We start from the raw sequence: 24,063 nt of genomic DNA on the forward strand, positions 1-24,063 counted from the left end.
TCCACGCGCTCAATCGCGACATCCGCGCATGGATCGAGACCTGGAACAACGAACCACGGCCCTACGTCTGGACCAAGACCGCCGACCAGATCCTTGACTCCATCGCACGCTACTGCACGCGAATTAATAACTCAGGACACTAGGCGATCGGTGCGCTGCCGTCCCATTCGGACAGTGGTGCGCAGTGCCACCGCCACTTCGACAGCCGCGGGTGGCCCGGCAACGACGTCCGCCCGTTGGCCCACAGCAACGTGGGCCACGGGTCGGTGTCCATCGGCGTCCACGGGAACAGCCGGTACAGCGCGGCGGCCGCCAGGCGGGCCGGCGCCGCGAACTCCACGCCCAGCCTGCGCGCCGCGTCGTGGGTGTGCACCAGCAGCTCGTCGCAGGCCATCGCGGCGAACCCGGCCGGGTCGGCGATGCCCCACGGGTGGAAACCGCGCGCTTCCGGGCCGCTCGTCGCCACCACCGCGGCCAGCACCTTCGCCGTCGTGCCGAGCGTGACCAGCAGCTCGGCCGGCGGCGATCCGGCCCGCACGTGGGACTCCATCGTCGACAGCTCGACCGGCCCGGCGGTCAGGTCGTAGGCGTACCAGTGCAGGCAGTCGCTGATGTGCGCGACCACCCCGGCGACCGTCAGGTCCATCTCCGGCACCGGGACGGACCAGTCGCGTTCCAGCTGCCCGGACAGGAACTCCGTGCAGGTCTCCGCGGTGGTCAGCAGGACGTTGGCGTCCATCTAAACCGGCTCCGGTTCCTTCGGGGCCGTGGTGTCCGCAGTGCGGTGCCGCAGGGACAGCGCGCCGCCCACGACGAGCGTGATCAGTACGCCGAGCAGCGTATACCACGGGAACGCCAGCACGACCGGCTTCGCGCCGGGCGCGGGCGGGATCTTCACCGCGAGCACCACGACCGCCATCACCGCGACGGTCACGACGAACGCGATGATCGCGTCCAGCTGCCGCGCCCGCTTGACCCACATGCCGAGGAAGAACGCGCCCAGCATCGCGCCGTAGGTGTATCCCGTGATGGACAGGCCCTGCTCGATCACCGGGTTGTTGCGGTTGCTGAACAGCGAACCGAACACCGCGAACACCACCGCCCACACCAGCGTCCAGATCCGGCCGTGCCGCAGCAGCTTGGAATCCTCCGGCGCGCGCTTGGTGAACCGCTGGTAGAGGTCGGCGACCGTGGAGTTGGACAGCGCGTTCAGCGCCGAGGCCAGCGCGCCCATCGTGGAGGCCAGGATCGCGGCGATCAGCAGCCCGGCCACGCCCACCGGCAGCTCGCTGGTGATGAAGTTCGTGAACACGTCGTCACCCTTCACCCCCAGCTCGGGCAGCGTGCGGAACCCGTTGTGCGCCCACAGCATCGCGCCGACGAACAGGAACAACGCGAACTGGATGGTCACCGCGACGCCGCTGCCGATCAGCGCCTTCCGCCCGTCGGTGACGCTGCGGCAGGCCAGGAACCGCTGCACGATGAGCTGGTCGCTGCCGTGCGAGGCCATCGTGAAGATCGCGCCGCCGACCACGGCCGTGACGAACGCGTACTGGCTGGTCAGCAGGTGCAGGACGTCGAAGTTGAAGTCGAACAGCCGGAAGATCCCGGCGTCCGCGGCGCGCGAGGTCCACCCGTCCGGCAGCTTCCCGGCCAGCACGATCATCGCGATGATCGCGCCGCCGATGTAGACCGACAGCTGGATCACGTCCACCCACACGACCGCCTTGATGCCGCCGACCAGCGCGTAGATGACGGTCAGCGCGGTCAGCACCACGACGATCTGCCAGTACGAGGTGTGCAGCCCGAAGTGCTTGAGGATCACCTGGATCGGGATCGCGCCGGCGAACAGCCGCACGCCCTCGGCCAGCAGCCGCGTCACGATGAACGCCACCGACGACACGCCCTGCATGGCCGAGCCGAACCGCTGCCCGAGGAAGGCGTACGCGGTGGTCTGCTGGCCTTTGAAGTAGCGCGGCAGCAGCACGAACGACACCAGCGTGCGGCCGATGATGTAGCCGAACGGCAGCTGCAGGTAGGTCAGCCCGTTGTAGTTGCCCGACGCCGCCCAGATCAGGCCCGGCGTGCTGATCACGGTGAGCGTCGAGGTCTCGGTGGCGACGATCGAGAAGCACACCGCCCACCACGGCAGGCTGCGTTCGCCGATGAAGTAGTCCGCCGCCGAGCGCTGGCGCCGCCCCACGAGCACGCCGATCGCGGGCATCGCGGCCAGGTAGACCACGATGATCGCCAGGTCAACTGGGTGCATCAGGCACTCCTATCGGTTGGTCCGGGGCGGCCGCTACCCGCAGACGGGTGACGGTCACCGGATGTGGAGCGGGCATCGACAGCGGGTGCGCGCCCGGGGTGATGCTGCCGAGCAGCCGTGGTCCGCGCGCGCCGGTCGCGTCCGGCAGGTTCGCCGGGACGCCGTGCCAGGTGAGCCAGCCGAGCAGCGCGGTCAGGTACGCCTCCTTGGCTTCGCGCGGCAGGCCGAACTCGTCGCTCGTCGCCAGCCGGGTCCCGGGCAGGTTCCGGGCGAGCGCGCGCATCAGCGACTGGTTGTCGGCGCCGCCGCCGGAGACGATCACGGTGGTCGCGCCGGCGCAGGCGCGGGCGATCGTGACCGCGGTCAGCTCGGTGAGGGTGGCGAGCAGGTCCTCGTCCCGGACGTCGAGGCCGTCGGTCGCCGCACGCAGGTAGCCGGCGTGGAACAGTTCCTTGCCGGTCGACTTCGGCGGCGGGGCGGCGTAGTAGGGCTCGGCGAGCAGGCGGTCGAGCAGTTCCTGGTGGATGCGGCCGCGGGCGGCGATGGCGCCGTCGAGGTCGCTGTTCTGGGCACCGCGGGTGACCTGGTGCGCCGCGAGGTCGAGCAGGGCGTTGCCCGGGCCGGTGTCGAAGGCCGCCACGCCATCCGGCCGGACGACGGTGACGTTGGCGATGCCGCCGATGTTCAGCGCGACGGCCGGGGCCAGGTCCCGCAGCCACAGCGCGTCCAGGGTGCTGGCCAGGGGAGCGCCGTGCCCGCCCGCGGCGATGTCGCGGACCCGCAGATCGGCGACCACCGGCAACCCGGTCCGCTCGGCGATCCAGGCCGGCTGGCCCAGCTGCAGGGTGCCGCGGGCGCGGCCGTTCTCGACCCAGTGGAAGACCGTCTGGCCGAGGGAGGCGACCAGGTCCGCGGTGCCGGACAGGGTGCTCGCGGCTTCGGCGAACGCCTGGCCGACCCGGGTGTCCAGGCGCGTGACCTGCTCGACGGTCGTTTCGGACGGCGGGAGCGCGGCGAGCAGCTCCCGCCGCAGGTCATCGGGGTAGGGGAGCGAGGAGTGCCCGAGCGGGACGAGCACGACCTCGTCGCCGGACGCGGCCAACTCGGCCAGTGCCACGTCGATCCCGTCGACCGACGTGCCGGAGATGAGCCCGACGACGCGCATGACCGAGTGGTCTAGTCCTTTTCTGACCGGAGCGCAAGGCATCCGGTGAGTTTTTGTCCGCGAGGGGTGTCCTGCCCGGTCAACCGGCAGATGCGAGGATGGCTCCGTGGCGGAAAACCTCTGGTTCTGGATCATCCTGGTGGTCGTCGTCCTACTGGCGATCCTCCTCATCACCGGCCTGGTCTTCGCCCGTCGCCGGCGGATCAGCCTGACCGAGGCGGAGCCGGAGCGGGAGACCAAGCCCCCGAGAGGCGGGAACTACCAGGCGGGTGGCGGCATCGCCCTGGCGCCTGGTGGGCAGAAGACGGAGACGGTCGAACCGCCTGAGCACCCGGCGGGCGAGCGCACCGAGGTGGACGGCCAGCCCGGCGTCGGCGACGACGCCTCCGTGCCCCGCGACTCGCCGCGGCGCGGCATCGTCGACGTGGGCCTGCCGGAGGCCGAGGCGCCCGCGCCGGAGACCGAGGTCCCGGCGGCGCCCGCTCCCGCTCCGGAGGTGCCTGCCGCGCGGGAGCCGGAGAAGGCGGCGGTCGCGGTCGAGGAGCCGGAGCCGGTCTCCGGGCGGATCGAGCGGCTGCGCGGGCGGCTGTCGAAGTCCCGGTCGATGTTCGGGCAGAGCCTGCTCGGCCTGCTCGGCGCCGGTGACCTGGACGAGGACTCGTGGCAGGACGTCGAGGACACGCTGCTGATGGCGGACCTGGGCGCGGCCACGACGACGGAGATCGTGGAGACCCTGCGCACCGAGCTGACCGCGCGGGCGGTGCGGACGTCGGCGGAGGCGCGCACGGTGCTCAAGACCGTGCTGACCGACGCGCTGCACCCGGACTGGGATCGCTCGGTGCGGGCGCTCGCGCACACCGTGGACGGGGCCAAGCAGCCGGCGGTCGTGCTGGTCGCGGGCGTGAACGGCACCGGAAAGACCACGACGACCGGCAAGCTCGCGCGGGTGCTGGTGGCGCAGGGCAGCGAGGTGCTGCTGGGCGCCGCGGACACCTTCCGCGCCGCGGCGGCCGACCAGTTGCAGACGTGGTCGGAGCGCGTGGGGGCCGAGGTCGTGCGCGGCAAGGAGGGCGCCGACCCGGCGTCCGTGGCGTTCGACGCGGTCAAGCGGGGCGTGGACGCCGGGGTCGACGCGGTGCTCATCGACACGGCGGGCCGGCTGCACACCAAGACCGGCCTGATGGACGAGCTCGGCAAGGTCAAGCGGGTGGTGGAAAAGCAGGCCAAGGTGGACGAGGTGCTGCTGGTCCTGGACGCCACGACCGGCCAGAACGGGCTCATGCAGGCCCGGGTGTTCCGCGAGGTCGTGAACGTCACCGGGATCGTGCTGACCAAGCTCGACGGCACCGCCAAGGGTGGCATCGTGTTCCAGGTCCAGCGGGAGCTCGGGGTGCCCGTGAAGCTCGTCGGACTGGGCGAAGGCCCGGACGACCTGGCGCCCTTCGAGCCGGCCGCCTTCGTGGACGCCCTGCTCGGATGACCTTCTCCCCCAGGCGGGGGAGAAGGTCGAAAACACTGTACAAGCCCGGTCGAACTTCGCCAGTCTGTGAGGGCGCGCCGCAGGGGAGGCGGCGCGCCTTTTCCTGGACTGGGGGTGGGTGATGACGGGCTTCGGCGCCGCGCCGGACGAGCTGCGGCAGACCGCGGGCACCATCGGTGACGTCGTCTCGGGTGTGGCGGGGGTGGCCTTCCGCGCGCCGGCCGGTGACTACGGGCACGCCGGGGTGCAAGCGGGCTGGACCGAGTTCCTCCGCGAGATGGAAGCTCAGGTCGAGAAGCTGCGCGCCAAGGCGGAGGAGCACGGGGAGAGCCTGCGTGTCGCGGCCGGTGTGTACCGGGAGTCCGATGGTGATGCCGGCCGGTCGCTGACCGGCATCGGCGAACTGATCGGCGAGACCGGTGATCCGCTCGGCGGCGTGGTCGGTGGCGGCTTCGCCGGTGCTCGCGGGACGGGCAGCATCTCGAGCCGGATCGACCCTGATGAGCGGACCTCCTGATGGCTGCCGAACTCGGGCAGACGACCAGCCCCAGGGAACTCGTCCCGGGCGAACCGGAGCTGATCGCCAACGACCTCCGTGACCTGGTCGCCGGCATCGAGCAGATCGCCACCACCGGTGAGGGGCTCAACGGGATCGCCCCCGCGCAGTGGACCGGCGCGGCGGCCGACGCCTTCCGTGAGGCGTTCGGTGCCGAGCCGCCCAAGTGGATCGAGACCGCCGCTCTCCTCGGTCGGGGCGGGCAGTCGCTCGCGGACTTCGGCGATGCACTGACCTGGGCGCAGGCCGAGGCGCAGCGCGCCATCGAGATGTACACCCAGGCGCAGGCGGCCTCCCGCGCGGCGGCGGCGCAGTACCACGCCCAGGCCGTGCAGGCCCAGGCCGTCGGTCAGATCCTCGCCCCGTTCCAGGACCCGGGGGAAGCGCTGGCCCGGGAAGCCCAGTCGGTGCTCGACCAGGCGCGCGCCCATGTCGCGGAGATCGGTGATTCCGTCGCGGAGGCCTTCGGGTTCGAGCCTGACGGCGAAGGTGGTTACCGCAAGGAGTTCGGCGACAGGGAGCGTGACCCCGGACGGCGGAAGGGGTTCGAGTGGGGCTCCCAGTCCGAGGGGATGCTCGGCGACCGCATCGACGACACCCTCGAAGCCCTCGGATTCGACCTCTCGGACGAGACGTTCAGCGCGGCCGCCAGCGCCGACCTGCTGGGCGGCAGCCTGGACGGTTCGTTCGGTAGCGGTGCGTTGTCGGGGGCGGGGAAGCTCGACGGTTCGCTCCTCGGAGCCAGTGCCGGTGTCTCCGGAAGCGTCAACGCGCTCGGCCTGACGGCCGCGGCGAACGCCGAGGCGTGGCTGGCCAAGGGGTCGGCCGAGGGACAGGTCAAGCTTGGCGAGCACGCCGGTGCGACGGGACATGCGGAAGGCTCCGTGGGCGTGCGGGCGGAGGCCGAGGGAAGTGCCGGGGTGACCGGTGTCCGGGGCAGCATCGGCGGTTTCGCCGGTGCGCGGGTCGATGCGGCGGCGAGTGCGGAGGTCGCGGGTCTCAGCGCGGGCGTCCACGGCGGGCTCTCGGCCGGGTTCGGAGCGCACGCGAGTGGTCAGTTCGGGATGGGCGACGACGGCAAGTTCCACCTCGGTGCCTCGCTCGGCCTGACCGTCGGCGTCGGCGGGGACGTGGGCTTCGACATCGCGATCGATCCGCAGGAGGTCGTGGACACTGTGACGGACGTGGCGGACGACGTCGCCGACATCGCGACCGACGTCGGGCACGGGTTGGCGAACGCCGCGGACGCGGTCGCGGACTTCCTGTTCTAGGACGGAGACGGAGACATCGTGGCAACCACCATTCCGGTGCCGATCCAGTTCTCGCTGCCCGAGGGCTGGCAGTCGGTGCCGCCGGGCGAGGTCAAGGCCGACGAGGCCGCGTTCGTGGCTCTGCGGCCGCCCGCGCTCAAGGGTTTCACGCCGAACATCACGATGAGCGGCGAGCTGCACCCGCGCGACGTGTCGCTGACCGAGCTCGCCGACGCGGCGCTCGACCGTCTGCGACGCGGAGCGCCCGACGCCCAGCTCGGCCGGCGCAAGGAGGCGGGATCGGCCGGTGGCCCCGGCCTGACCCAGGCCGTCCGCCTGTCCCTGTTGCTGAACGGCAAGCCCGAGCAGGTGGTGCAGTTGCAGGTGTTCCTCGGGATCCGCGACACCAGCGATCCGAGCCGGTACGCCGTCCTGCAGATCGTGCTCAGCTCGCTCGCCGAGCAGTTCGACCAGGTCGTCGGCGACTTCCAGAAGTTCCTGTCGACGATCCGTCCGGAGGGGACGCGATGAGCGAATTCGCCCGGCAGCTGTTGCGCCGCATCGAAGCGATCGACACCGCGGCGGCCGGCAACCGCCGCCGCGCGGAGGCTTACGAGCAGATGGCCGCGGAGTTGACGGACGTCACGGCGGAGGTCGTCTCGCCTGACGGTGCCGTCCGCGTCGTCGCGGGCGCGGGTGGCGAGGTCAAGGCGGTCACGTTCGGCGAACGCGTCCGTGACCTGCCGCCCGCCGCGCTGTCCGCGGCCGTGATGCACACCCTCGCGGCGGCGAGGGCGGCCGCGGCGAGGCGGCAGGCCGAAGTCGTCCGCCGGGGACTCGGTGACACCGAACTCCTGGACAAGGTGCTCGACGCGGACGAGAAGACGTTCGGCGACCAGCGGCCGCTGCACCCCGGGCCGCCTCCCGTGTTCGTCCCGCCGCCCGAGGAACCGTTCGAGAGCGCCGCCGCGCTGTTCGACGAGCGCCCGGCTCCGGCTGTTCCGCCGCCGCCTCCTGCGCCCGCGCCACCACGTCCGCCCGCCGCACACCGGCGCCCGCCCGCGCCGGACGACGAGCCGTTCGAGGAGACCGACCTGTTCGCGGATGGTTCCGGCCGGTGAGCGCGGGAGTGGTCGTCGCGATCGCGGTCGGCGGATCGGTGCTGTTCATGGCTGCGTTCGGGTGGCTGATGATGCGGTTGCGCCGCAGGGAAGCCGGTGCCGCGGCGGTCGCCATCGGGAAGCTGCGGGCGGAGTTGCCACGGCGGGGGTGGACGTACGTCGAGCGCGACGATTCGCTGGCCGAGGCGTACAACCGGCAGGTCGAGCAGTTCTGGAGCCCGGAGCAGAGCCAGTTCTGGCGACCGAACCAGCCCGAATCGCGGTCCGGTTTCCAGCCCACCGCGCCGGACCCGCTGGAGCAGCACTTCATCCGGCCGCCGCGGGCGAGGAGCGCTCACGACGTCATCACCGGTACCCACCGCGGCCGACCGTTCGTCGCGGCGACGCTCGAGGTCTTCTACCGGCATCACGTCCTCACGGAACTCTGCATCTGGGTGCGGACACCCGCGCCGCGTCCGCCGGTGTACGTGCGGCAGACCGTGGGAGTCGTCAGCAGGATCAACGCGGCCGTGGGGCAGGGCGACTTCCGCACCGGCAACCCGGCTTTCGACGACCGGTTCGATGCCAACGGCCCGGACGAGCGGTTCCTCGCCTACGCGATCACCCCGGCGCTGGCCGAGTTCCTGCTCACCGACCAGCGCAAGTTCCGCGGCTTCACGCTGTTCGCCGACCGCCTCGACGCCTTCGACCGGATTCGCGACCACCGGGACCCGGCTGAGCTGGTCCCCGCGCTCGACCTCCGCTGCGACATCCTCGACCGCATCCCCGCCGCTGCCTGGGCCTAGGAGTTCCGATGCCCGGCCTCGTGGCCGTCTAAGCCCGGCGCGAGCGCCCGCTGCGTGCTCACCGACAAGGGCAAGCGCTACGGCGTCACTGCCACGGCCACCGGTGTCGCGAACGGTGGTGCCGATCACCACATCCAGATGGACGACCGGCCCCTCGCAAGCGGCTGGTTCGGCTGATCAGGCGCTTTCCGCCAGATGGGTCGACAGCGTGGCCGCCGTCGCCTGGACCAGGGGGGCTATTCGCGCCACCGCCTCCCTCGTCAGCCGTCCCGAGGGGCCGGACACCGAGACCGCCGCGGGGGCCGGTGTGCCGGTCAGCGGGACCGCCACGCAGCGCACCCCCAGCTCCTGCTCGCTCTCGTCCACCGCGTAGCCCTGCGCCGCCACCTGGGTCAGGTGCGCCAGCAGCTCGTCCGGGTCGGTGAACGTGTGCTCGGTGTACGCGGGCATCCCCGTGCGGTCCAGCAGCGCCCGCACGTCCTCCGGCGGCAGCTGCGACAGGATCGCCTTCCCGACGCCCGTCCCGTGCGGCAGGACCCGGCGGCCGACCTCGGTGAACATCCGCATCGAGTGCTTCGACGGCACCTGCGACACGTACACCACCTCGTCGCGCTCCAGGACCGCCAGGTTCGCCGTCTCGCCGGTCGCCTCGACCAGCTCCGCCAGCAGGGGGCGCGCCCACGTGCCGAACTGCATGCTCGCGTGCTCGCCCAGGCGGATCAACCGCGCCCCCAGCGCGTACTTCCGGTTCGTGTTCTGCCGCACGTAACCGAGCTGCACCAGCGTGCGGATCAGGCGGTGGATCGTCGGCATCGGCAGGCCCGACGTGGCCGCCAGCTCGGACAGGCTGGCCTCGCCGCCGGTGTCGGCCAGCCGCTCGAGCAGCTCGAACGCGCGGCGCAGCGACTGGACCCCGCCGTCTCGTCCCGCCTTCTCCTCGGCCACCGCGACTCCCTCACATTGAGCTTCCGCTATGTAGAAACTATAGTCCGGGATGTAAAAACCGAACCGCAAGTCTTCTTGGGAGTGTTCCGCATGGCTGACGTCGAGGTGCTCGGTGGCTCCGTCGAGCGAGGCGACGAGATCCTGACCCGGGAAGCGCTGGACTTCCTGGCCGGGCTGCACGAGAACTTCGCGGCTCGCCGTGACGAGCTGCTCGCCGCCCGTGCCAAGCGGCGCGAGGAGGCCAAGCGCACCGGGCGCCTGGACTTCCTCCCCGAGACCAAGGAGATCCGCGAGGGCGACTGGCGCGTCGCCGAGGCGCCGCTGGCCCTGCGCGACCGCCGCGTGGAGATCACCGGCCCGACCGACCGCAAGATGACGATCAACGCCCTCAACTCGGGCGCCAAGGTGTGGCTGGCCGACTTCGAGGACGCCAACACCCCGCACTGGCACAACGTCGTCGGCGGCCAGGTCAACCTGTACGACGCGATCCGCGGCACCATCGAGCTGGACTCGAACGGCAAGCACTACGAGCTGCGCAAGGACATCGACCTGGCGACGATCGTGGTGCGCCCCCGCGGCTGGCACCTCGACGAGCACAACCTGACCTTCGGCGGCCGCAAGGGCGTCGGCGCGCTGGTCGACTTCGGCCTGTACTTCTTCCACAACGCGAAGGAGCTGCTGGAGCGCGGCAAGGGCCCGTACTTCTACCTGCCGAAAATGGAGAGCCACCTCGAGGCCCGCCTGTGGAACGACGTGTTCACCCACGCCGAGAAGACGCTGGGCATCGAGCACGGCACCGTCCGCGCGACCGTCCTGATCGAGACCATCCCGGCCGCGTTCGAGATGGAGGAGATCCTCTACGAGCTGCGCGAGCACGCCTCCGGCCTCAACGCCGGCCGCTGGGACTACCTGTTCAGCGTCATCAAGTACTTCCGCGACGCGGGCGAGAAGTTCGTGCTGCCGGACCGCAACAGCGTCACCATGACCGCGCCGTTCATGCGTGCCTACACCGAGCTGCTGGTCCGCACCTGCCACAAGCGCGGCGCGTTCGCGATCGGCGGCATGGCCGCGTTCATCCCGAGCAAGGACCCCGAGGTCAACGAGAACGCCTCGAAGAAGGTCCACGCCGACAAGGCGCGCGAGGCCAACGACGGCTTCGACGGCTCCTGGGTCGCGCACCCGGGCATGGTCGAGCTGTGCAAGGAGGAGTTCGACAAGGTCCTCGGCGACAAGCCGAACCAGCTCGACCGGCTGCGTGAGGACGTGTCGGTGACCGCCGACCAGCTGCTCGACGTGGCCAGCACCGAGGGCGGCGCCACCGAGGCCGGCCTGCGTGGCGCGGTCGACGTCGGTGTCCGCTACATCGCTTCCTGGCTGGGCGGCAACGGCGCGGCCGGCATCCACAACCTGATGGAGGACGCCGCGACCGCGGAGATCTCGCGGTCGCAGATCTGGCAGTGGGTGCAGAACGGCACTCAGCTCGACAACGGCCAAAAGGTCACCCGCGAGCTGGTGAAGTCGGTGCTCGACGACGTGCGCAAGGAGCTCGACGGCCAGATCGCCGCCGACCTGCTCACCCCGGCGGTCGAGATCTTCGAGGAGGTCGCGCTCGCCGACGAGTTCGTCGACTTCCTGACCCTGCCCGCCTACGAGCGGATCAAGTAACCGTGGCCGGACGGCTCACCGGGGACGTGTACGCGGGCATCGACGCGCGCTTGTCCGAAGTGGACGCGCGGGTCGTGGCGCGGTACCCCGGTGAGCCGTCCGGGCGGCAGCCGGTGCACACGGTCTACGTGCCGGCGCACCGGTACACCCCCGACCTGGCCGCCCGCTGGGGCGAGCAGGCGCGGGCGGTGTTCGACTCCGACGGCGACGCGCTCGGGCTGGACCCGGCCGTGGCCGAGCGGGTGCGACGCAAGCTGGTCACCGAGCCGATCGAAGACCTGCGGATCGACTTCGAGGACGGCTACGGCCGCCCCGGCGACGACACCGAGGACGAAGCGGCTCTCACGGCCGGCCGCGTGATCGCGGAGAACCCGGCCACGCCGTTCTGCGGCATCCGGTTCAAGAGCTTCGAGCGCGCGACCCGCCGTCGTGGCATCCGGACGCTGGACGTGTTCCTGTCCGGGCTGCTGGAGCACGGCAAGCTGCCGGCCGGGTTCGTGGTGACGCTGCCGAAGGTGACGGCGGTCGAGCAGGTCGGCGCCGCCGCCGAGGTGCTCGGTCACCTGGAGGCGGCCTACGGGCTCCCGGACGGCGCGCTGCGGTTCGAAGTGCAGATCGAGACCGCGCAGTCCATCGTGGACAGTGAGGGGCGGGTCGCGGTGGCCCGGATCGTGCAGGCCGCCGAGGGCCGGTGCAGCGGGCTGCACTACGGCACCTACGACTACAGCGCCGGGCTGGGCATCGCCGCGGAGCACCAGAGCATGGATCACCCCGTGGCCGACTTCGCGAAGGCGTTCATGCAGGTCAGCGCCGCGGGGACCGGGGTTCGGCTCTCCGACGGATCCACGAACAGGCTCCCGGTGGGGGAGGCGTTGCTGCCCGCGTGGCGCGAGCACCTGCGCCTCGTGCGGCGGTCTCTGGAGCGCGGCTTCTACCAAGGCTGGGACCTGCACCCGCACCAGCTGCCGACCCGCTTCGCCGCGACGTACGCCTTCTTCCGCGAGGGCCTGCCCGCGGCGGCGGCCCGGCTGCGGGACTACGCGTCGCAGGTGGACAGCGGCGTCCTCGACGAGCCGGCCACCGCCCGGGCGCTGGCTGGTTTCCTGTTGCGCGGCCTGGATTGCGGCGCCACCGACACCGCCGAAGTCGAAAACCTGACCGGCCTGACCCGCGACCACCTGGAGAGCTACGCGACCCCCCGCGGCTGACCGCAGAACTCGCGCGCCGGAGCGTGGGACTCGCGCGCCGGAACGTGGAACTCGCGCGCCGGAACGTGGGACTCGCGCGCCGGAATGTGGGACTCGCGCGCCGGAACGTGGGACTCGCGCGCCGGAGCGTGGGACTCGCGCGGTGGGTGCGAGTCCCACGCTCCTGGCGGTGAGTTCTGCGTTCGTGCGGGTGAGTTCTGCGTTCAGGTCAGGAAGTCCAGCAGGGTCGCGGTCAGTGCGGCCGGTGCGTCCTCCTGCACCAGGTGTCCGGCGCCGGGGAACAGCTTCAGCCGCGCGCCGGGGATCCGGGATGCCAGGTCCTTGCCCTGCTCGGCGGGGATCCACTCGTCCGCCTCGCCCCAGCCGACCAGCACCGGCAGGTCCAGGGAGCCCAGCAGCGGCTCGATCTCGTCGGTGAACCGCTGGTCCGCCTGCGCGATCTGGCGGTAGTACGCGGCCTGCCCCTCCGCGCCGAGCCACGGCGCGACCAGGTCGTCGAGCCCCCCGCCGCGCAGGCCCGGGGCGGAAGCGGTCGCCGTCTGGGTGCGCACGATCGCCTCGTGCAGGTGCGACGGCAGCCGCTCGAACACCGCCGGGTTGTCGCGCACCAGGCGGAAGAACGACGTCCCCCACGGCGCGATCGCCACGGCGTCCACCAGCGCCAGCCGCTGGTACCGCGCGCCGTGCAGCAGGTGCGCCCGCAGCGCGACCACCCCGCCGAAGTCGTGCGCCACCACCGACGGCGACTCCAGCCCCCAGTGCTCCAGCAACGCCGCGAACACCGAAGCCTGCGTCCCCAGCGACACGTCCTGACCGGCCCGTTTCTCGGACTGCCCGTACCCCAGCATGTCCCACACGAACACCTCGTGCCGCTCGCTCAGCGCGGCCGCGATGTCCCGCCACACGTACGACGAAAACGGCGTCCCGTGCAGCAACACGACCGGCGGGCCCGAACCCGAGGAAGCCCAGCGCACGGTCCCGCCCGATGTCTCGAATCGCTCCATGCCCGGGACGTTACCAGCTAGCCGGACTAGACGGTAACCAGAAGCGCGAGGTACACGTCCACCTGGGCGACGAAGTCGTTGAGGTCCACGCCGAGCAGCTCCGAGGCCCGCGCGATCCGGTACCGCAGCGTGTTGACGTGGACGTGCAGCGCCCGCGCCGCCGCTGTCGGCGAGCTGGAGCACTCCAGGTAGACCCGCACGGTGTGCACGAGGTCCGTGCCCTGTGCCGCGTCGTAGGCGAGCAGCGGCCCGAGCACCCGCGCCCGCACCGAGCGGCGCAGCTCGTCCGGCGCGCCGGCGGCCAGCAGCTGGTGCACCGCGATGTCCTCGCCCGCGACCAGCTCGATCCGCCCGCCGCGCCGGGCCGCCAGCTCGACCGCGTGGCGGGCCTCCTGCGTCGCGCCGTGCAGGCCCTCGACCGACGCCGGCCCGCCGGACCCCAGGCGGAACCGCGACAACGACATCAGCCGGTCCAGCCGCGCCAGCGCCTCACCGGCCGCGCGCATCCAGTTCCCCGGCCCGGCCACCAGCGCGTAGGCGTCCTCGCCGACGACGCCGACCACCGGTCGCGCGCCGGCGAGGAGTTCGGCCAGCACCTCCGCCGCCAGGTCCGGGTCGTCGTCCGGCGCCCGCGCGAGCAGCACCCGGATCTCGGCGTCCGAGGGCAGGCCGGACGCGGCGCCGGCGCCCGTGACCGGGCTCCCGTCGGCGAGCGCCTGGAGCAGCGGTTCGGCGGCGCGGCCCGCCATGCGCCGCACCTGGTCCGCCCGTGCCCGCGCCAGCCGCACCAGCTCGGCCAGCTCTCCGGCCAGCTCACCCGGCTCGGGGTGCCCGACCGCCAGCAGCCACGGCACCGCGAAGCTCCCGCCGACCGGGAGCAGCGCGTACCCGTCGTGGACCGTCACGTCCCGGCCGGGCACGACGTGCGCGACCAGGTCCGCCGGTGGCGGTTCGGCCGTGCCCGCGACCACCCGGCCCGTCCCGGACAGCACCCAGCACGGCGCGCCCAGTTCGACCGCGCCCTGCCGCAGCAGCGCGGGCAGCGAGATGTCCTCGGTCGCCGCGGCCAGCAAGCGTTTGCGGGCACCGCCCGGCTCCCGGCCCCGCGCCGCGGCCAGCTCCAGCACCACGCGCTCGGTGATCACCGCGAACGACAGGTCGGCGGGCACCTCCAGCAGCGGGATCCGGTGCTGCGCGCACGCCTGCACCACGTCCGGCGGAATCCCGCCGGTGTCCGCGCCGGACGCGGCGAGCGCGACCACCGCGGCCCGGGCGAGCGCGGCGACGAACGGCCGTGCGTCCCCCGGCTGCCGCCACCACAGCAGCCCGCTCAGGACGACCTCGCCCGCCGAGACGTACCGGCTCGGATCGGGCAGCTCGGTCACGTAGATCCGGCTGACTTCGCGCCCGAGCAGCCCGGCGCCGGTGCGCAGCCGCAGCCGCAGTTCCGGGATCTCCAGCAGTGTTTTCACCGTCGTCATCAGGGTTGTAGGAAAGCACAAACGCGGGCCCGCACGCTGCTGTCGGTTCGTACTGCGCTGCCGTTGCCGGTGCCCCCGTCACAGGCGTCTACTGCTATCCATGGACTTCCTGCGACCGGCGAACCTGGCCGAGGCGCTCGCCGCGAAGGCGGAGCGCCCGGACGCCGTGCCACTGGCGGGCGGCACGGACGTCATGGTCGAGCTGAACTTCGACCACCGCCGTCCGGACGCGCTGCTCGACCTGACCCGGGTCGCGGAACTCGCCGAGTGGACCGTCGAGGACGGCGTGGTCCGGCTGGGCGCGGGTGTGTCCTACACGCGGCTGATCGCTGAGCTGGGTGAAAAACTGCCCGCGCTGGCGATGGCGTCCCGCACGGTCGGCTCACCGCAGATCCGCAACCGCGGCACGGTCGGTGGCAACCTCGGCGCGGCCTCGCCCGCCGGGGACACGCACCCGGTGCTGCTGGCGACGGGCGCGCGGGTCGAGGTCGCCTCCACCCGCGGCACCCGGTTCATCGACGCCGACGACTTCTACGTCGGCGTGAAGAAGCACAGCCTGGCGGCCGACGAGCTGATCGTGGCGGTGCACCTGCCGGTCGCGACCGCGCCGCAGCAGTTCTCGAAGGTCGGCACCCGCAACGCGATGGTCATCGCGGTGTGCTCGTTCGCCGTCGCGCTCGATCCGGAGCACCGGCGCGCGGGCGCGGCGATCGGCTCCGCGGCGCCCACACCGCGCCGCGCCACCGAGGCTGAGGAGTTCCTGGCCGGCGAACTGCCGTGGGACTCGCCCGCGCCGCTGCGCGACTCGGTCAAGCGGCGCTTCGGCGAGCTGGTCGCTTCGGCCGCCGCGCCGATCGACGACGTGCGTGGCACCGCGGAGTACCGCAGGCACGCGCTGGCGGTGCTGGCCCGCCGCACCCTCGGCTGGGCCTGGCAGGACTACCTGGGAAGTGAGCGGACATGCGCGTGAACGTGACGGTCAACGGCGAGGCCCGGCAGGCCGACGACGTGTGGGAGGGCGAGAGCCTGCTCTACCTGCTGCGCGAACGGCTCGGCCTGCCCGGTTCGAAGAACGCGTGTGAGCAGGGCGAATGCGGGTCCTGCACGGTCTACCTGGACGGCACCCCGGTGTGCGCGTGCCTGGTCGCCGCCGGTCAGGCCGAGGGCCGCGAGGTGCGCACGGTCGAGGGGCTGGCCGAGGGCGACCGGCTCGACCCGGTCCAGCAGTCCTTTGTGGACGCGGGTGCGGTGCAGTGCGGGTTCTGCACGCCCGGTCTGGTGGTCGCCGCGCACGACCTGCTGAACCGGGTGCCGAACCCGAGCGACGAGGAGATCCGCGAGGCGCTGGCCGGGAACCTGTGCCGCTGCACGGGTTACGAGAAGATCCTCGACGCGGTGCGGGCGGCGGCGAAATGACCCTGATCCTGGAGAACGCGGCCATCGCCACGGTCGACGCGGACGGCACCGAGCACCGCAGCGGGCACGTCGTGATCGACGGCGACACCATCACCGCCGTCGGCGCAGGGCGCGCTGGGGTCGCGGGCGATCGGGTCGATCTGACCGGCTGCCTGATCACACCCGGCCTGGTCAACACCCACCACCACCTCTACCAGTGGGCCACCCGCGGGCTCGCGGCCGACGCCACGCTGTTCGAGTGGCTGGTCCACCTGTACCCGATCTGGAAGCGGCTCGATGCCGGCATCACCCACGCCGCCGCGACCGCCGGCATGGCGCGCCTCGCGCTGACCGGGTGCACCACGGTCGCCGACCACCACTACGTCTTCCCGCACGACAGCGGCGACCAGATCGAGGCACTCGTCGCCGCGACGAACCGGATCGGCGTGCGCGCGCACCTCGTGCGCGGGTCGATGGACCGCGGCGAGTCCGACGGCGGCCTGCCCCCGGACAACCTGGTGGAGACCACCGAAGCCGCGCTCATCGGCACCGAGGCGGCCATCCACGCCCACCACGACCCGGCGCCCGGCGCGCGCATCCGGATCGCGGCCGGGCCGTGCTCGCCGTTCACCGTCAGCGAGCAGCTGATGCGTCAGGCGGCGGATCTCGCGCGGCGCACGGGAGTCCGGCTGCACACCCACCTCGCCGAGACGCTGGACGAGGAAGAGCAGTGCGTGGCCGAGAACGGCTGCACCCCCGCCGAGTACGCCGACAAGCTGGGCTGGCTCGGCGACGACGTGTGGCTCGCCCACACCGTCCACCTGGAGGACGCCGCGATCCGCCGCCTCGGCGCGACCCGCACCGGCTCGGCGCACTGCCCCACCTCCAACGGCCGCCTGGGCACCGGGATCGCCCCGGTGCGCGGTCTGCTGGACGCGGGCGCGCCGGTCGGTCTCGGAGTCGACGGTGCGGCGTCGAACGAGTCCGGCGGGCTCGGCGAGGAACTGCACCAGGCATTGCTGCAGGCACGGCAACGCGGCGGCCCCACCGCGCTGACCGTCCGCGAGGCGCTGTGGATGGGCACGATGGGCGGCGCGCGCTGCCTCGGGCGGGACGGCGAGCTGGGCTCGATCGAACCCGGCAAGCTCGCCGACCTGGCCGTGTGGGACCTGACCGGCCTGCGCTACGCCGGCATCGAGGACCCGGTGGCCGCCCTCGTCCTCGGCACGACCCCACCGGTGAAGCGGCTGCTCGTCGGCGGCCGGACGGTGGTCGAAGACGGCGAGCTGCGCACGGACGACGAAACCGCGATCGCGGGCGAGCTGGCCGCCGCGAGCAGGAGGTTGCGATGACCACGTCGGTCGAGCGGGCCACCACGACGGACGGTATCGGCAGCAGCCCGCGCCGCCCGGACGGGATCGTGAAGGTGCGCGGCGAGTTCGCCTACTCGTCGGACCTGTGGCACGAGGACATGGTGTGGGGCGTGACCCTGCGCAGCCCGCACCCGTCCGCGCGCATCACCGGCATCGACATCACCGAGGCGCTCAAGGTGCCCGGCGTCGAGGCGGTGCTGACGCACGAGGACGTGCCGGGCGTGAACCGGTACGGCCTGGAGCACCCGGACCAGCCGGTGCTGGCCGTCGACGTGGTGCGTTATGAGGGCGAACCGGTCGCGCTCGTGGCGGCCGACCACCCGGAGACCGCGCGCCGCGCGATGAAGCGCATTCGCGTGGACTACGAGGTGCTGGACCCGGTCACCGACGCCGAGCGGGCCGTGCGCGGCGACGGGCCGAAGGTGCACCCGAACGGCAACGTCGTCCGGCACGTCCCGATCCGGCGCGGCGAGAAGTCCCCGACCGCCGACGTGGTGGTGTCGGGTGTCTACGAGGTGGGCATGCAGGACCAGGCGTTCCTGGGGCCGGAGTCCGGCCTCGCGGTCCCGGCCGAGGACGGCGGCGTCGACCTGTACGTCGCGACGCAGTGGCTGCACGTCGACCAGCGGCAGATCGTCGCCGCGCTCGGGCTGCCCGAGGACAAGGTGCGGCTCACGCTCGGCGGGGTCGGCGGCGCGTTCGGCGGGCGCGAGGACCTGTCCATCCAGATCCACGCGTGCCTGCTCGCGCTGCACACCGGCAAGCCGGTGAAGATGGTCTACAACCGCGAGGAATCGTTCTACGGCCACGTGCACCGGCATCCGGCGAAGATGTACTACGAGCACGGCGCCGACCGGGACGGGAAGCTGGTCTACGTCAAGGCGAAGCTCTTCCTCGACGGCGGCGCGTACGCCTCGTCCACCAGCGCGGTGGTCGCCAACGCCGCGACCCTCGGTGTGGGGCCGTACAACGTGGACAACGTCGAGGTCGACTGCTGGGGCGCGTACACCAACAACCCGCCGTGCGGCGCGATGCGCGGCTTCGGCGCGGTGCAGGCCGCGTTCGCCTACGAGTCGCAAATGGACAAACTGGCCCGGGCGTGTGGGCTGGACCCGGTCGAGGTGCGGGTCCGCAACGCGATGAGCGAGGGGTCGCGCATGCCGACCGGGCAGATCGTGGACTCCGCCGCCCCGGTCGCGGAGCTGGTGCGGCGGGTGGCCGCCAAACCACTGCCGCCCGAACCGTCCGGTGAGCGGGACCTGCGGACGCTGCCCGGCGGGGTCTCGAACACCACCCACGGGGAGGGCGTGGTCCGTGGAGTCGGGTACGCCGTCGGGATCAAGAACATCTGCTTCTCCGAGGGCTTCGACGACTACTCGACCGCGCGCGTGCAGCTGCGGGTCGTCGGTGGCGAAGCGGCCGCGACCGTGCAGACCGCGGCGTGCGAAGTCGGGCAGGGCCTGGTGACGGTGCTGCAGCAGATCGTGCGGACCGAGCTGGGCGTGGAGCAGGTGACGATCCTGCCGATGGACACCTCGATCGGCAACGCGGGATCGACCTCGGCGTCGCGCCAGACGTACATGACCGGGGGAGCGGTGCGGGCCGCGTGCCTGGCGGTGCGCACGGCGCTGACCAAGCGGATCGGCGCGCCGGACGCGGAGCTGGTGGGCGGCAAGGTGGTGTCCACCCGGGACGGTGTGGTCGCGGACCTGGCCGACGTGCTCGGCGACGACGTCTACGACGAGACCGTGGAGTGGCGGCACCGGCCGACCGACGTCCTCGATCCGGAGACCGGCGCCGGCAACGCGCACGTGCAGTACGGGTTCGCCGCGCACCGGGCGGTGGTGGACGTGGACACCGAACTGGGCCTGGTCAAGGTGGTCGCGCTGGACTGCGCCCAGGACGTCGGGCGGGCGCTCAACCCGCAGGCCGTGCTGGGCCAGATCCAGGGCGGCTCGGCGCAGGGCCTCGGGCTGGCGGTGATGGAGGAGATCCAGACGCACGAGGGGAAGATCCGCAACCCGTCGTTCACCGACTACCTGATTCCGACGGTGCTCGACATGCCGCCGATGGACATCGACGTGCTGGAACTGGCCGACCCGAACGCGCCCTACGGCCTGCGCGGCGTCGGCGAGCCGCCCACGATCTCCTCCACCCCGGCGATCGTGGCGGCCATCCGCGCCGCGACGGGCAAGGACCTGCCGCGGATCCCGGTGCGGCCGGAGCACATCGCCGGCTGACCGGGACCCGCGGCCGGGATCAGGCGCGTTCCAGCACGACCACGGGGATCTCCCGCGTGGTCTTCTTCTGGTACTCGTCGTAGTCCGGCCAGGCCTCGGTCATCTTCGCCCACATCGCGGGCTTCTCCTCGGGGGTGGCGACCCGGGCGACGGCCCGGAAGCGCTCGCCCTTGATCTGGACCTCGACGTTCGGGTCGGCCTGGAGGTTGACGAACCAGGCGGGCGGCGTGTCGGTGCCGCCATTGGACGCCACCAGCAGGTAGGCGCCCTCGTGCTCGCGGAAGATCAGGGCGTGCTTGCGCTCCTGACCGGACTTGCGGCCCTTGGTGAACAGGATCAGGATCGTCGTCCCGTTGCGCCAGTAGTAGCCGTCCTCGCCGTCGGTCTCGAGGTAGCGGTCGACGTGCGGTTGCCCGTGCAGATCGATGGAAGTGCTCATGAACCCGACACTACCCACGGCCGGGACGGGTGAGCATTTCCCGGGCCATCGCCACCGCGGCCTCACCGGCGATCGCCAGTGGTTCGACGTTCCGCAGCGAACGGCTGAGCACGAACGCGCCTTCCAGGCCGGTGATCACCGCGACGGTCAGCCGGCGGGCGTCGTCCGCGGACAGGCCGAACCGGGTGAACACCCCCGTTCCGGTGTCGATCCACGCGGTGAACACGTCCGCCGTCGCGCGGCGCAGGGTCTCGTTAGTGCTGGCGACCTCCAGCGCCACGGTGGCGATCGGGCACGCGTCGGCGTAGCCGGTCTCCCGCAGGGTCACCGCCGCGGCGGCGAAGGCTTGCTCCAGCCCGGTGATCAGGTCCGGCGCCGGGGCGATCAGCAGGTCGAACAGCTTCGCGTACTCCATCCCCGACGTCCGGATGACCTCTTCGGCCAGCTGTTCCTTGCCGCCCGGGAAGAAGTGGTAGATCGAGCCGAACGGCGCGCTCGCCTCGCCGACGATCTGCTTCAGGCCGGTCCCGGTGTAGCCGTTGCGCCGGAACAGCTCGGCGCTCGCGGCCAGGATCCGTTCTCTGGTGTTGCCCACGTCACTGATCCTAGCTACTCTCCCGCTAGAGCGATCTATCAAATCCGAGGGGGCGATGATGCCCGAGGTGGAGCTGTCCGCGGGGACGATCGAGTACGACGACACCGGCGGTGGGGGGCCGGTGATCGTCTTCCTGCACGGCCTGACCATCGACAACACCGTGTGGCGCAAGGTCGTGCCGGGCCTGGGGGAGTACCGGTGCGTGCTGCCGAACTGGCCGCTGGGCGCGCACAAGAAACCGATGAAACCGGACGCCGACCTGTCGCTGCGTGGTCACGTGCGGCTGCTGGCCGAGTTCCTGGAGAAGCTCGACCTGCGGGACGTGACCCTGGTCCTCAACGACTGGGGCGGCGCGCAGTTCCTGATCTCCGAGGGGCTCGCCGACCGCCTCGCCCGCCTGGTCCTGGTGGCGTGTGAGGCGTTCGACAACTACCCGCCCGGCTTTTCCGGGCGCATGCTCGTCCGCGTCGCGCGGATCCCCGGCGGTCTCAAGGCGATGCTGCACCTGCTGAAGTTCCGGTTCGTCCAGCGCGCGCCGGGCTCGTGGGGGTGGATGAGCAAGACACCGGTGCCACCCGAGGTCGTGGACGGCTGGTTCCGCCCGGCTCGCGAGAACCCGGCGATCATGCGGGACATGCTGAAGTACGGCCTGCACACGCCGCCGAAGGAGACGCTGCTGGCGTGGTCGGACCGGCTGGGGGAGTTCACCGGGCCCGTGCTCGTGGTGTGGGCGGCGGAGGACAAGCTCATGCCCCGCGAGCACGGGCCGCGGCTGGCGCGGCTGTTCCCGGACGCGCGGCTGGTCGAGGTGCCCGGCAGCTACACGCTCGTGCCGGAGGACCAGCCGGAACTGCTCACGAACCTGCTGCGGGAGTTCGTTCCCGTCGCGTCCCGAAGATCAGGTTGAGCACCACGGCCACCACGCAGCCCGCGCTGATGCCGGAGTCGAGCACGGTCTGCACGGCCGACGGGAAGTGCGCGTAGAACTCCGGCGCGGCGATCGGGATGATCCCGATGCCCAGCGCGGCCGCCACGATCGTCACGTTCGCCGGGCGGTCGAACGCGGCCGTGGCCAGGGTCCGGACGCCGCTGACCGCGACGCTGCCGAACAGCACCAGCCCGGCGCCGCCGAGCACCGGCTGCGGCACCAGCGCGACCACTCCGCCCGCGACCGGGAACAGGCCCAGCAGCACCAGGATCGCGCCGCACGCGGCCACGACGAACCGGCTGAACATCCGGGTCAGCGCGACCAGCCCGACGTTCTGCGCGAACGCCGTGCACGCGAACCCGCCGAACACGGTGGACACCGCGGTCGCGACCCCGTCCGCGCGCAGGCCGTCGGCGAGCGTGCGCTGCCCGGTCGGGCGGCCGACCACCTCGCCCAGCGCGAGCATGTCCGCGGTGCTCTCGGCCATGATCACGATCATCACGATCGCCATCGAGACGATCGCCGCGATGTCGAACGCCGGGGTGCCGAAGTGGAACGGGCTCGCCACGCCGAAGGCCGGCGCCTCGCGGAAGGTCGACGTGTCGACCTCGCCCAGCGGCCACGCGATCAGCGTGCCGACGACCAGGCCGAGCAGCAGCGCGATCCGGCTCCAGAACCCGGGCAGGAACCGGTTGAACGCCAGCACCGCCAGCAGCGTGATCGCGGCGAGCAGGATGCCGTGCGGTTCGGCGGAATCCTGCTGGCTGGAGATCCAGTCGACCGCCACCGGCAGCAGCGACACCCCGATGAGCGTGATGACCGTGCCGGTCACCAGCGGCGGGAAGAACCGCGTCAGCCGCGAGAAGAACGGCGCGGCGAGCACCATCAGGGCGGCGCCGACGAGCGTGGCACCGTAGACGATGCCCAGCGCGTTCTGCGGCCCGTGCTGCTGCACGATCGCCAGCACCGGGGCCACGTTGGCGAACGTGACGCCGTTGACCAGCGGCAACCGGGCGCCGAACCGCCACACGCCGAGGGTCTGCAGCAGGGTCGCCAGACCCGCGGTGAACAGGCTCGCGCTGATCAGCAGGCTCAGCTGACCGCCGGACAGGCCGACGGCGCTGCCGATGATCAGCGGCGGGGCGACGACGCCGGCGTACATCGCGGCGACGTGCTGCACGCCGCCGACGACCAGTTGCAGAGCCGGGGGTTTGCGGTCGACCGGGTGGATCTCCGTTGCCGGTGCGGCGGTCGTGGTCACGCGGGTTCTCCCAACTCGCCCGGCGCTACCGCCAGGCGGGGCCCGGGTCCTCCGCGTCGTCGCGCAGGACGGTTCCTTCGATCAGACCGTACGGACGGTCCGCGGCGTGGAAGACCTCGTTGTCGTTGGTGAGCCCGAACGGGCTGAGGTCCACCACGAAGTGGTGCTTGTTCGGCATCGACAGCCGGATCTCGGCCACCTCACCGCGTTCTTCCAGAACCGCTTCGCCCATCGCGTACAGGGTCTGCTGCAGCGAGAGGCTGTGTTTCGTGGCGAAGGTCTCCAGCAGGATCCGCCGGATCTCGGCGAAGCTCGTGCGCCAGTCGAGGTCGCTGCCCTGGTAGCGCCACTGGGCGGTGACGGCGGTGGCCAGGATGCGATCGTCGGTCTCGGCCAGCGTCGTGTACCTGTCGCGCGGGAAGCCGTGGAACTCCGAGCCGGTCGACTTGAGCACGACCAGGTCGCGCAGGCCGGACACGACCCACGCGCGGTCGTTCTCGATCGTCACCACGGTGGTGCGTTTTTCCTCGCCCGAGCGGGAGAAGGCGTGGTCGTGCGGGCGGCCACCGACCGGGATGCGGTCCCAGCCGTGCTCGTCGATCGTGATGCGCGCGCCGGTGATCTGGCCGAACTCGCCGACGAAGTGCCGTCCCAGCCGCAGCCCGAAGTCCTCGATCTCGCCGACCCGGCTCTCCTTGGCGAAGGCGTAGATCGTGTTCTTCTGCGTGTCGGTGGCGACCACGTCGGAGTTGTCGCCGGTCAGGTGGGTTTTCGCGAGGTCACCGCGCAGCGCGGTGGACACGGTGAGGTCCTTGAGGTGGTGCACGTCCCCGGCGCGGGTCACCGTGACCAGGCGGACCTCGGCCTTGCCGTACTGGTTCGGGCCCAGCGTGATCCCCATGG

Annotated in this window: 24 protein-coding genes and 1 pseudogene; 15 read left to right on the forward strand and 10 right to left on the reverse strand. The window is 71.9% G+C overall.

The features are described 5' to 3' along the window. Positions 1-143 (forward strand): annotated as a pseudogene (locus D0D15_RS21830) (IS630 family transposase); the annotation flags it as partial. Here D0D15_RS21830 and D0D15_RS21835 read toward each other — a convergent pair. Genes D0D15_RS21835 through D0D15_RS21845 form a run of 3 tightly spaced genes read right to left on the reverse strand, consistent with a single transcriptional unit; the run spans position 140 to position 3,434 of the window. Further along, the gene (locus D0D15_RS21835) at positions 140-739 is read right to left on the reverse strand and encodes a maleylpyruvate isomerase N-terminal domain-containing protein (RefSeq protein WP_115944693.1); all 600 of its coding nucleotides are present in this window, start codon (positions 737-739) and stop codon (positions 140-142) included. The pseudogene D0D15_RS21830 and the gene D0D15_RS21835 overlap by 4 nt on opposite strands. Then, on the reverse strand, positions 740-2,269 hold the full coding sequence (locus D0D15_RS21840) for a sodium:solute symporter (protein ID WP_094007817.1): 1,530 nt from the start codon (positions 2,267-2,269) through the stop codon (positions 740-742). Continuing rightward, positions 2,256-3,434 (reverse strand): anhydro-N-acetylmuramic acid kinase, encoded by a 1,179-nt coding sequence (locus D0D15_RS21845; protein WP_094007818.1) that lies wholly within the window; start codon positions 3,432-3,434, stop codon positions 2,256-2,258. The genes D0D15_RS21840 and D0D15_RS21845 overlap by 14 nt, the downstream gene beginning before the upstream one ends. 106 nt (positions 3,435-3,540) lie before the next feature. On the opposite strand from D0D15_RS21845, the gene ftsY reads away from it, so the two are divergent. The 7 genes from ftsY to D0D15_RS37605 all read left to right on the forward strand — a co-directional run bounded on the left by ftsY (position 3,541) and on the right by D0D15_RS37605 (position 8,803). Then, positions 3,541-4,914 (forward strand): signal recognition particle-docking protein FtsY, encoded by a 1,374-nt coding sequence (gene ftsY, locus D0D15_RS21850; RefSeq protein WP_094007819.1) that lies wholly within the window; start codon positions 3,541-3,543, stop codon positions 4,912-4,914. 121 nt (positions 4,915-5,035) lie between these two features. Then, positions 5,036-5,431 carry a type VII secretion target gene (locus D0D15_RS21855; protein ID WP_094007820.1) on the forward strand — a complete coding sequence of 132 codons (396 nt, stop codon included), beginning with the start codon at positions 5,036-5,038 and terminating at the stop codon, positions 5,429-5,431. After that, positions 5,431-6,741, forward strand: a complete 1,311-nt coding sequence (locus tag D0D15_RS21860; protein ID WP_094007821.1) for a putative T7SS-secreted protein — start codon at positions 5,431-5,433, stop codon at positions 6,739-6,741. Before D0D15_RS21855 ends, D0D15_RS21860 begins: the two co-directional genes overlap by 1 nt. Positions 6,742-6,759: 18 nt before the next feature. Beyond that, complete coding sequence (locus D0D15_RS21865; protein ID WP_094007822.1) at positions 6,760-7,251, forward strand: DcrB/PsbP domain-containing protein; 492 nt, start codon at positions 6,760-6,762, stop codon at positions 7,249-7,251. Continuing rightward, positions 7,248-7,841 (forward strand): YbaB/EbfC family nucleoid-associated protein, encoded by a 594-nt coding sequence (locus D0D15_RS37600; protein WP_094007823.1) that lies wholly within the window; start codon positions 7,248-7,250, stop codon positions 7,839-7,841. Before D0D15_RS21865 ends, D0D15_RS37600 begins: the two co-directional genes overlap by 4 nt. Further along, a complete protein-coding gene (locus D0D15_RS21875) occupies positions 7,838-8,626 on the forward strand; it encodes a hypothetical protein (RefSeq protein WP_094007824.1) in 789 nt (262 codons plus the stop codon). Before D0D15_RS37600 ends, D0D15_RS21875 begins: the two co-directional genes overlap by 4 nt. A 54-nt stretch (positions 8,627-8,680) precedes the next feature. Beyond that, entirely contained in the window at positions 8,681-8,803 is a 123-nt protein-coding gene (locus tag D0D15_RS37605; RefSeq protein ID WP_115944694.1) for a hypothetical protein, read from the forward strand. Here the strand turns inward: D0D15_RS37605 and D0D15_RS21885 are convergent, their stop codons facing one another. Next, positions 8,804-9,571, reverse strand: a complete 768-nt coding sequence (locus tag D0D15_RS21885) for an IclR family transcriptional regulator (RefSeq protein ID WP_094007825.1) — start codon at positions 9,569-9,571, stop codon at positions 8,804-8,806. It lies immediately after the preceding gene. A 90-nt stretch (positions 9,572-9,661) separates the two neighbouring features. Here D0D15_RS21885 and aceB point away from each other — a divergent pair, with 90 nt between their 5' ends. Next, positions 9,662-11,236 (forward strand): malate synthase A, encoded by a 1,575-nt coding sequence (gene aceB, locus D0D15_RS21890; protein WP_094007867.1) that lies wholly within the window; start codon positions 9,662-9,664, stop codon positions 11,234-11,236. 2 nt (positions 11,237-11,238) lie between these two features. Next, a complete protein-coding gene (locus D0D15_RS21895) occupies positions 11,239-12,444 on the forward strand; it encodes a DUF6986 family protein (protein ID WP_115944695.1) in 1,206 nt (401 codons plus the stop codon). A gap of 203 nt (positions 12,445-12,647) precedes the next feature. Here the strand turns inward: D0D15_RS21895 and D0D15_RS21905 are convergent, their stop codons facing one another. Further along, the gene (locus tag D0D15_RS21905; RefSeq protein WP_115944696.1) at positions 12,648-13,448 is read right to left on the reverse strand and encodes an alpha/beta fold hydrolase; all 801 of its coding nucleotides are present in this window, start codon (positions 13,446-13,448) and stop codon (positions 12,648-12,650) included. 26 nt (positions 13,449-13,474) lie between these two features. Continuing rightward, positions 13,475-14,929 carry a PucR family transcriptional regulator gene (locus D0D15_RS21910; RefSeq protein WP_115944697.1) on the reverse strand — a complete coding sequence of 485 codons (1,455 nt, stop codon included), beginning with the start codon at positions 14,927-14,929 and terminating at the stop codon, positions 13,475-13,477. Between the two features lie 100 nt (positions 14,930-15,029). Here D0D15_RS21910 and D0D15_RS21915 point away from each other — a divergent pair, with 100 nt between their 5' ends. From D0D15_RS21915 to pucD, 4 genes are read left to right on the forward strand one after another with little or no spacing between them, the layout of a single operon-like run. Beyond that, positions 15,030-15,899, forward strand: a complete 870-nt coding sequence (locus D0D15_RS21915; protein WP_094007829.1) for an FAD binding domain-containing protein — start codon at positions 15,030-15,032, stop codon at positions 15,897-15,899. After that, complete coding sequence (locus D0D15_RS21920; protein ID WP_094007830.1) at positions 15,890-16,345, forward strand: (2Fe-2S)-binding protein; 456 nt, start codon at positions 15,890-15,892, stop codon at positions 16,343-16,345. The genes D0D15_RS21915 and D0D15_RS21920 overlap by 10 nt, the downstream gene beginning before the upstream one ends. After that, positions 16,342-17,676 carry an 8-oxoguanine deaminase gene (locus D0D15_RS21925; RefSeq protein WP_094007831.1) on the forward strand — a complete coding sequence of 445 codons (1,335 nt, stop codon included), beginning with the start codon at positions 16,342-16,344 and terminating at the stop codon, positions 17,674-17,676. Before D0D15_RS21920 ends, D0D15_RS21925 begins: the two co-directional genes overlap by 4 nt. Further along, complete coding sequence (gene pucD, locus D0D15_RS21930; RefSeq protein WP_094007832.1) at positions 17,673-19,937, forward strand: xanthine dehydrogenase subunit D; 2,265 nt, start codon at positions 17,673-17,675, stop codon at positions 19,935-19,937. Before D0D15_RS21925 ends, pucD begins: the two co-directional genes overlap by 4 nt. A gap of 19 nt (positions 19,938-19,956) precedes the next feature. On the opposite strand, the gene D0D15_RS21935 is transcribed toward pucD, so the two are convergent. Both D0D15_RS21935 and D0D15_RS21940 read right to left on the reverse strand, forming a co-directional pair. Next, positions 19,957-20,376 (reverse strand): nitroreductase family deazaflavin-dependent oxidoreductase, encoded by a 420-nt coding sequence (locus D0D15_RS21935; RefSeq protein ID WP_094007833.1) that lies wholly within the window; start codon positions 20,374-20,376, stop codon positions 19,957-19,959. A gap of 10 nt (positions 20,377-20,386) precedes the next feature. After that, positions 20,387-20,971, reverse strand: coding sequence for a TetR/AcrR family transcriptional regulator (locus tag D0D15_RS21940; RefSeq protein ID WP_094007834.1), 585 nt, complete (start codon positions 20,969-20,971; stop codon positions 20,387-20,389). Between the two features lie 55 nt (positions 20,972-21,026). Between D0D15_RS21940 and D0D15_RS21945 the strand changes: the two genes are divergently transcribed. Next, entirely contained in the window at positions 21,027-21,878 is an 852-nt protein-coding gene (locus tag D0D15_RS21945; RefSeq protein WP_338024686.1) for an alpha/beta fold hydrolase, read from the forward strand. Here D0D15_RS21945 and D0D15_RS21950 read toward each other — a convergent pair. After that, positions 21,826-23,160, reverse strand: a complete 1,335-nt coding sequence (locus D0D15_RS21950) for a nucleobase:cation symporter-2 family protein (protein ID WP_094007835.1) — start codon at positions 23,158-23,160, stop codon at positions 21,826-21,828. The genes D0D15_RS21945 and D0D15_RS21950 overlap by 53 nt on opposite strands. Before the next feature lie 25 nt (positions 23,161-23,185). After that, on the reverse strand, positions 23,186-24,061 hold the full coding sequence (gene pucL, locus D0D15_RS21955) for a factor-independent urate hydroxylase (protein ID WP_094007836.1): 876 nt from the start codon (positions 24,059-24,061) through the stop codon (positions 23,186-23,188). Positions 24,062-24,063: the final 2 nt, after the last annotated feature.

The organism is Amycolatopsis thermalba, assembly GCF_003385215.1.
In the GTDB taxonomy this organism is placed as follows: Bacteria; Actinomycetota; Actinomycetes; order Mycobacteriales; family Pseudonocardiaceae; genus Amycolatopsis_E; species Amycolatopsis_E thermalba.

Excerpts from the sequence above, each read along its gene's own strand:
- D0D15_RS21910 (WP_115944697.1), bottom strand. The coding sequence starts at position 14,929 with ATGACGACGGTGAAAACACTGCTGGAGATCCCGGAACTGCGGCTGCGG.
- D0D15_RS21915 (WP_094007829.1), top strand. The coding sequence starts at position 15,030 with ATGGACTTCCTGCGACCGGCGAACCTGGCCGAGGCGCTCGCCGCGAAG.
- D0D15_RS21855 (WP_094007820.1), top strand. The coding sequence starts at position 5,036 with ATGACGGGCTTCGGCGCCGCGCCGGACGAGCTGCGGCAGACCGCGGGC.
- D0D15_RS21845 (WP_094007818.1), bottom strand. The coding sequence starts at position 3,434 with ATGCGCGTCGTCGGGCTCATCTCCGGCACGTCGGTCGACGGGATCGAC.
- D0D15_RS21935 (WP_094007833.1), bottom strand. The coding sequence starts at position 20,376 with ATGAGCACTTCCATCGATCTGCACGGGCAACCGCACGTCGACCGCTAC.
- D0D15_RS21835 (WP_115944693.1), bottom strand. The coding sequence starts at position 739 with ATGGACGCCAACGTCCTGCTGACCACCGCGGAGACCTGCACGGAGTTC.
- D0D15_RS21945 (WP_338024686.1), top strand. The coding sequence starts at position 21,027 with ATGATGCCCGAGGTGGAGCTGTCCGCGGGGACGATCGAGTACGACGAC.
- D0D15_RS21925 (WP_094007831.1), top strand. The coding sequence starts at position 16,342 with ATGACCCTGATCCTGGAGAACGCGGCCATCGCCACGGTCGACGCGGAC.
- D0D15_RS21840 (WP_094007817.1), bottom strand. The coding sequence starts at position 2,269 with ATGCACCCAGTTGACCTGGCGATCATCGTGGTCTACCTGGCCGCGATG.
- D0D15_RS21860 (WP_094007821.1), top strand. The coding sequence starts at position 5,431 with ATGGCTGCCGAACTCGGGCAGACGACCAGCCCCAGGGAACTCGTCCCG.
- pucL (WP_094007836.1), bottom strand. The coding sequence starts at position 24,061 with ATGGGGATCACGCTGGGCCCGAACCAGTACGGCAAGGCCGAGGTCCGC.
- D0D15_RS21905 (WP_115944696.1), bottom strand. The coding sequence starts at position 13,448 with ATGGAGCGATTCGAGACATCGGGCGGGACCGTGCGCTGGGCTTCCTCG.
- aceB (WP_094007867.1), top strand. The coding sequence starts at position 9,662 with ATGGCTGACGTCGAGGTGCTCGGTGGCTCCGTCGAGCGAGGCGACGAG.
- D0D15_RS37600 (WP_094007823.1), top strand. The coding sequence starts at position 7,248 with ATGAGCGAATTCGCCCGGCAGCTGTTGCGCCGCATCGAAGCGATCGAC.
- D0D15_RS21920 (WP_094007830.1), top strand. The coding sequence starts at position 15,890 with ATGCGCGTGAACGTGACGGTCAACGGCGAGGCCCGGCAGGCCGACGAC.
- pucD (WP_094007832.1), top strand. The coding sequence starts at position 17,673 with ATGACCACGTCGGTCGAGCGGGCCACCACGACGGACGGTATCGGCAGC.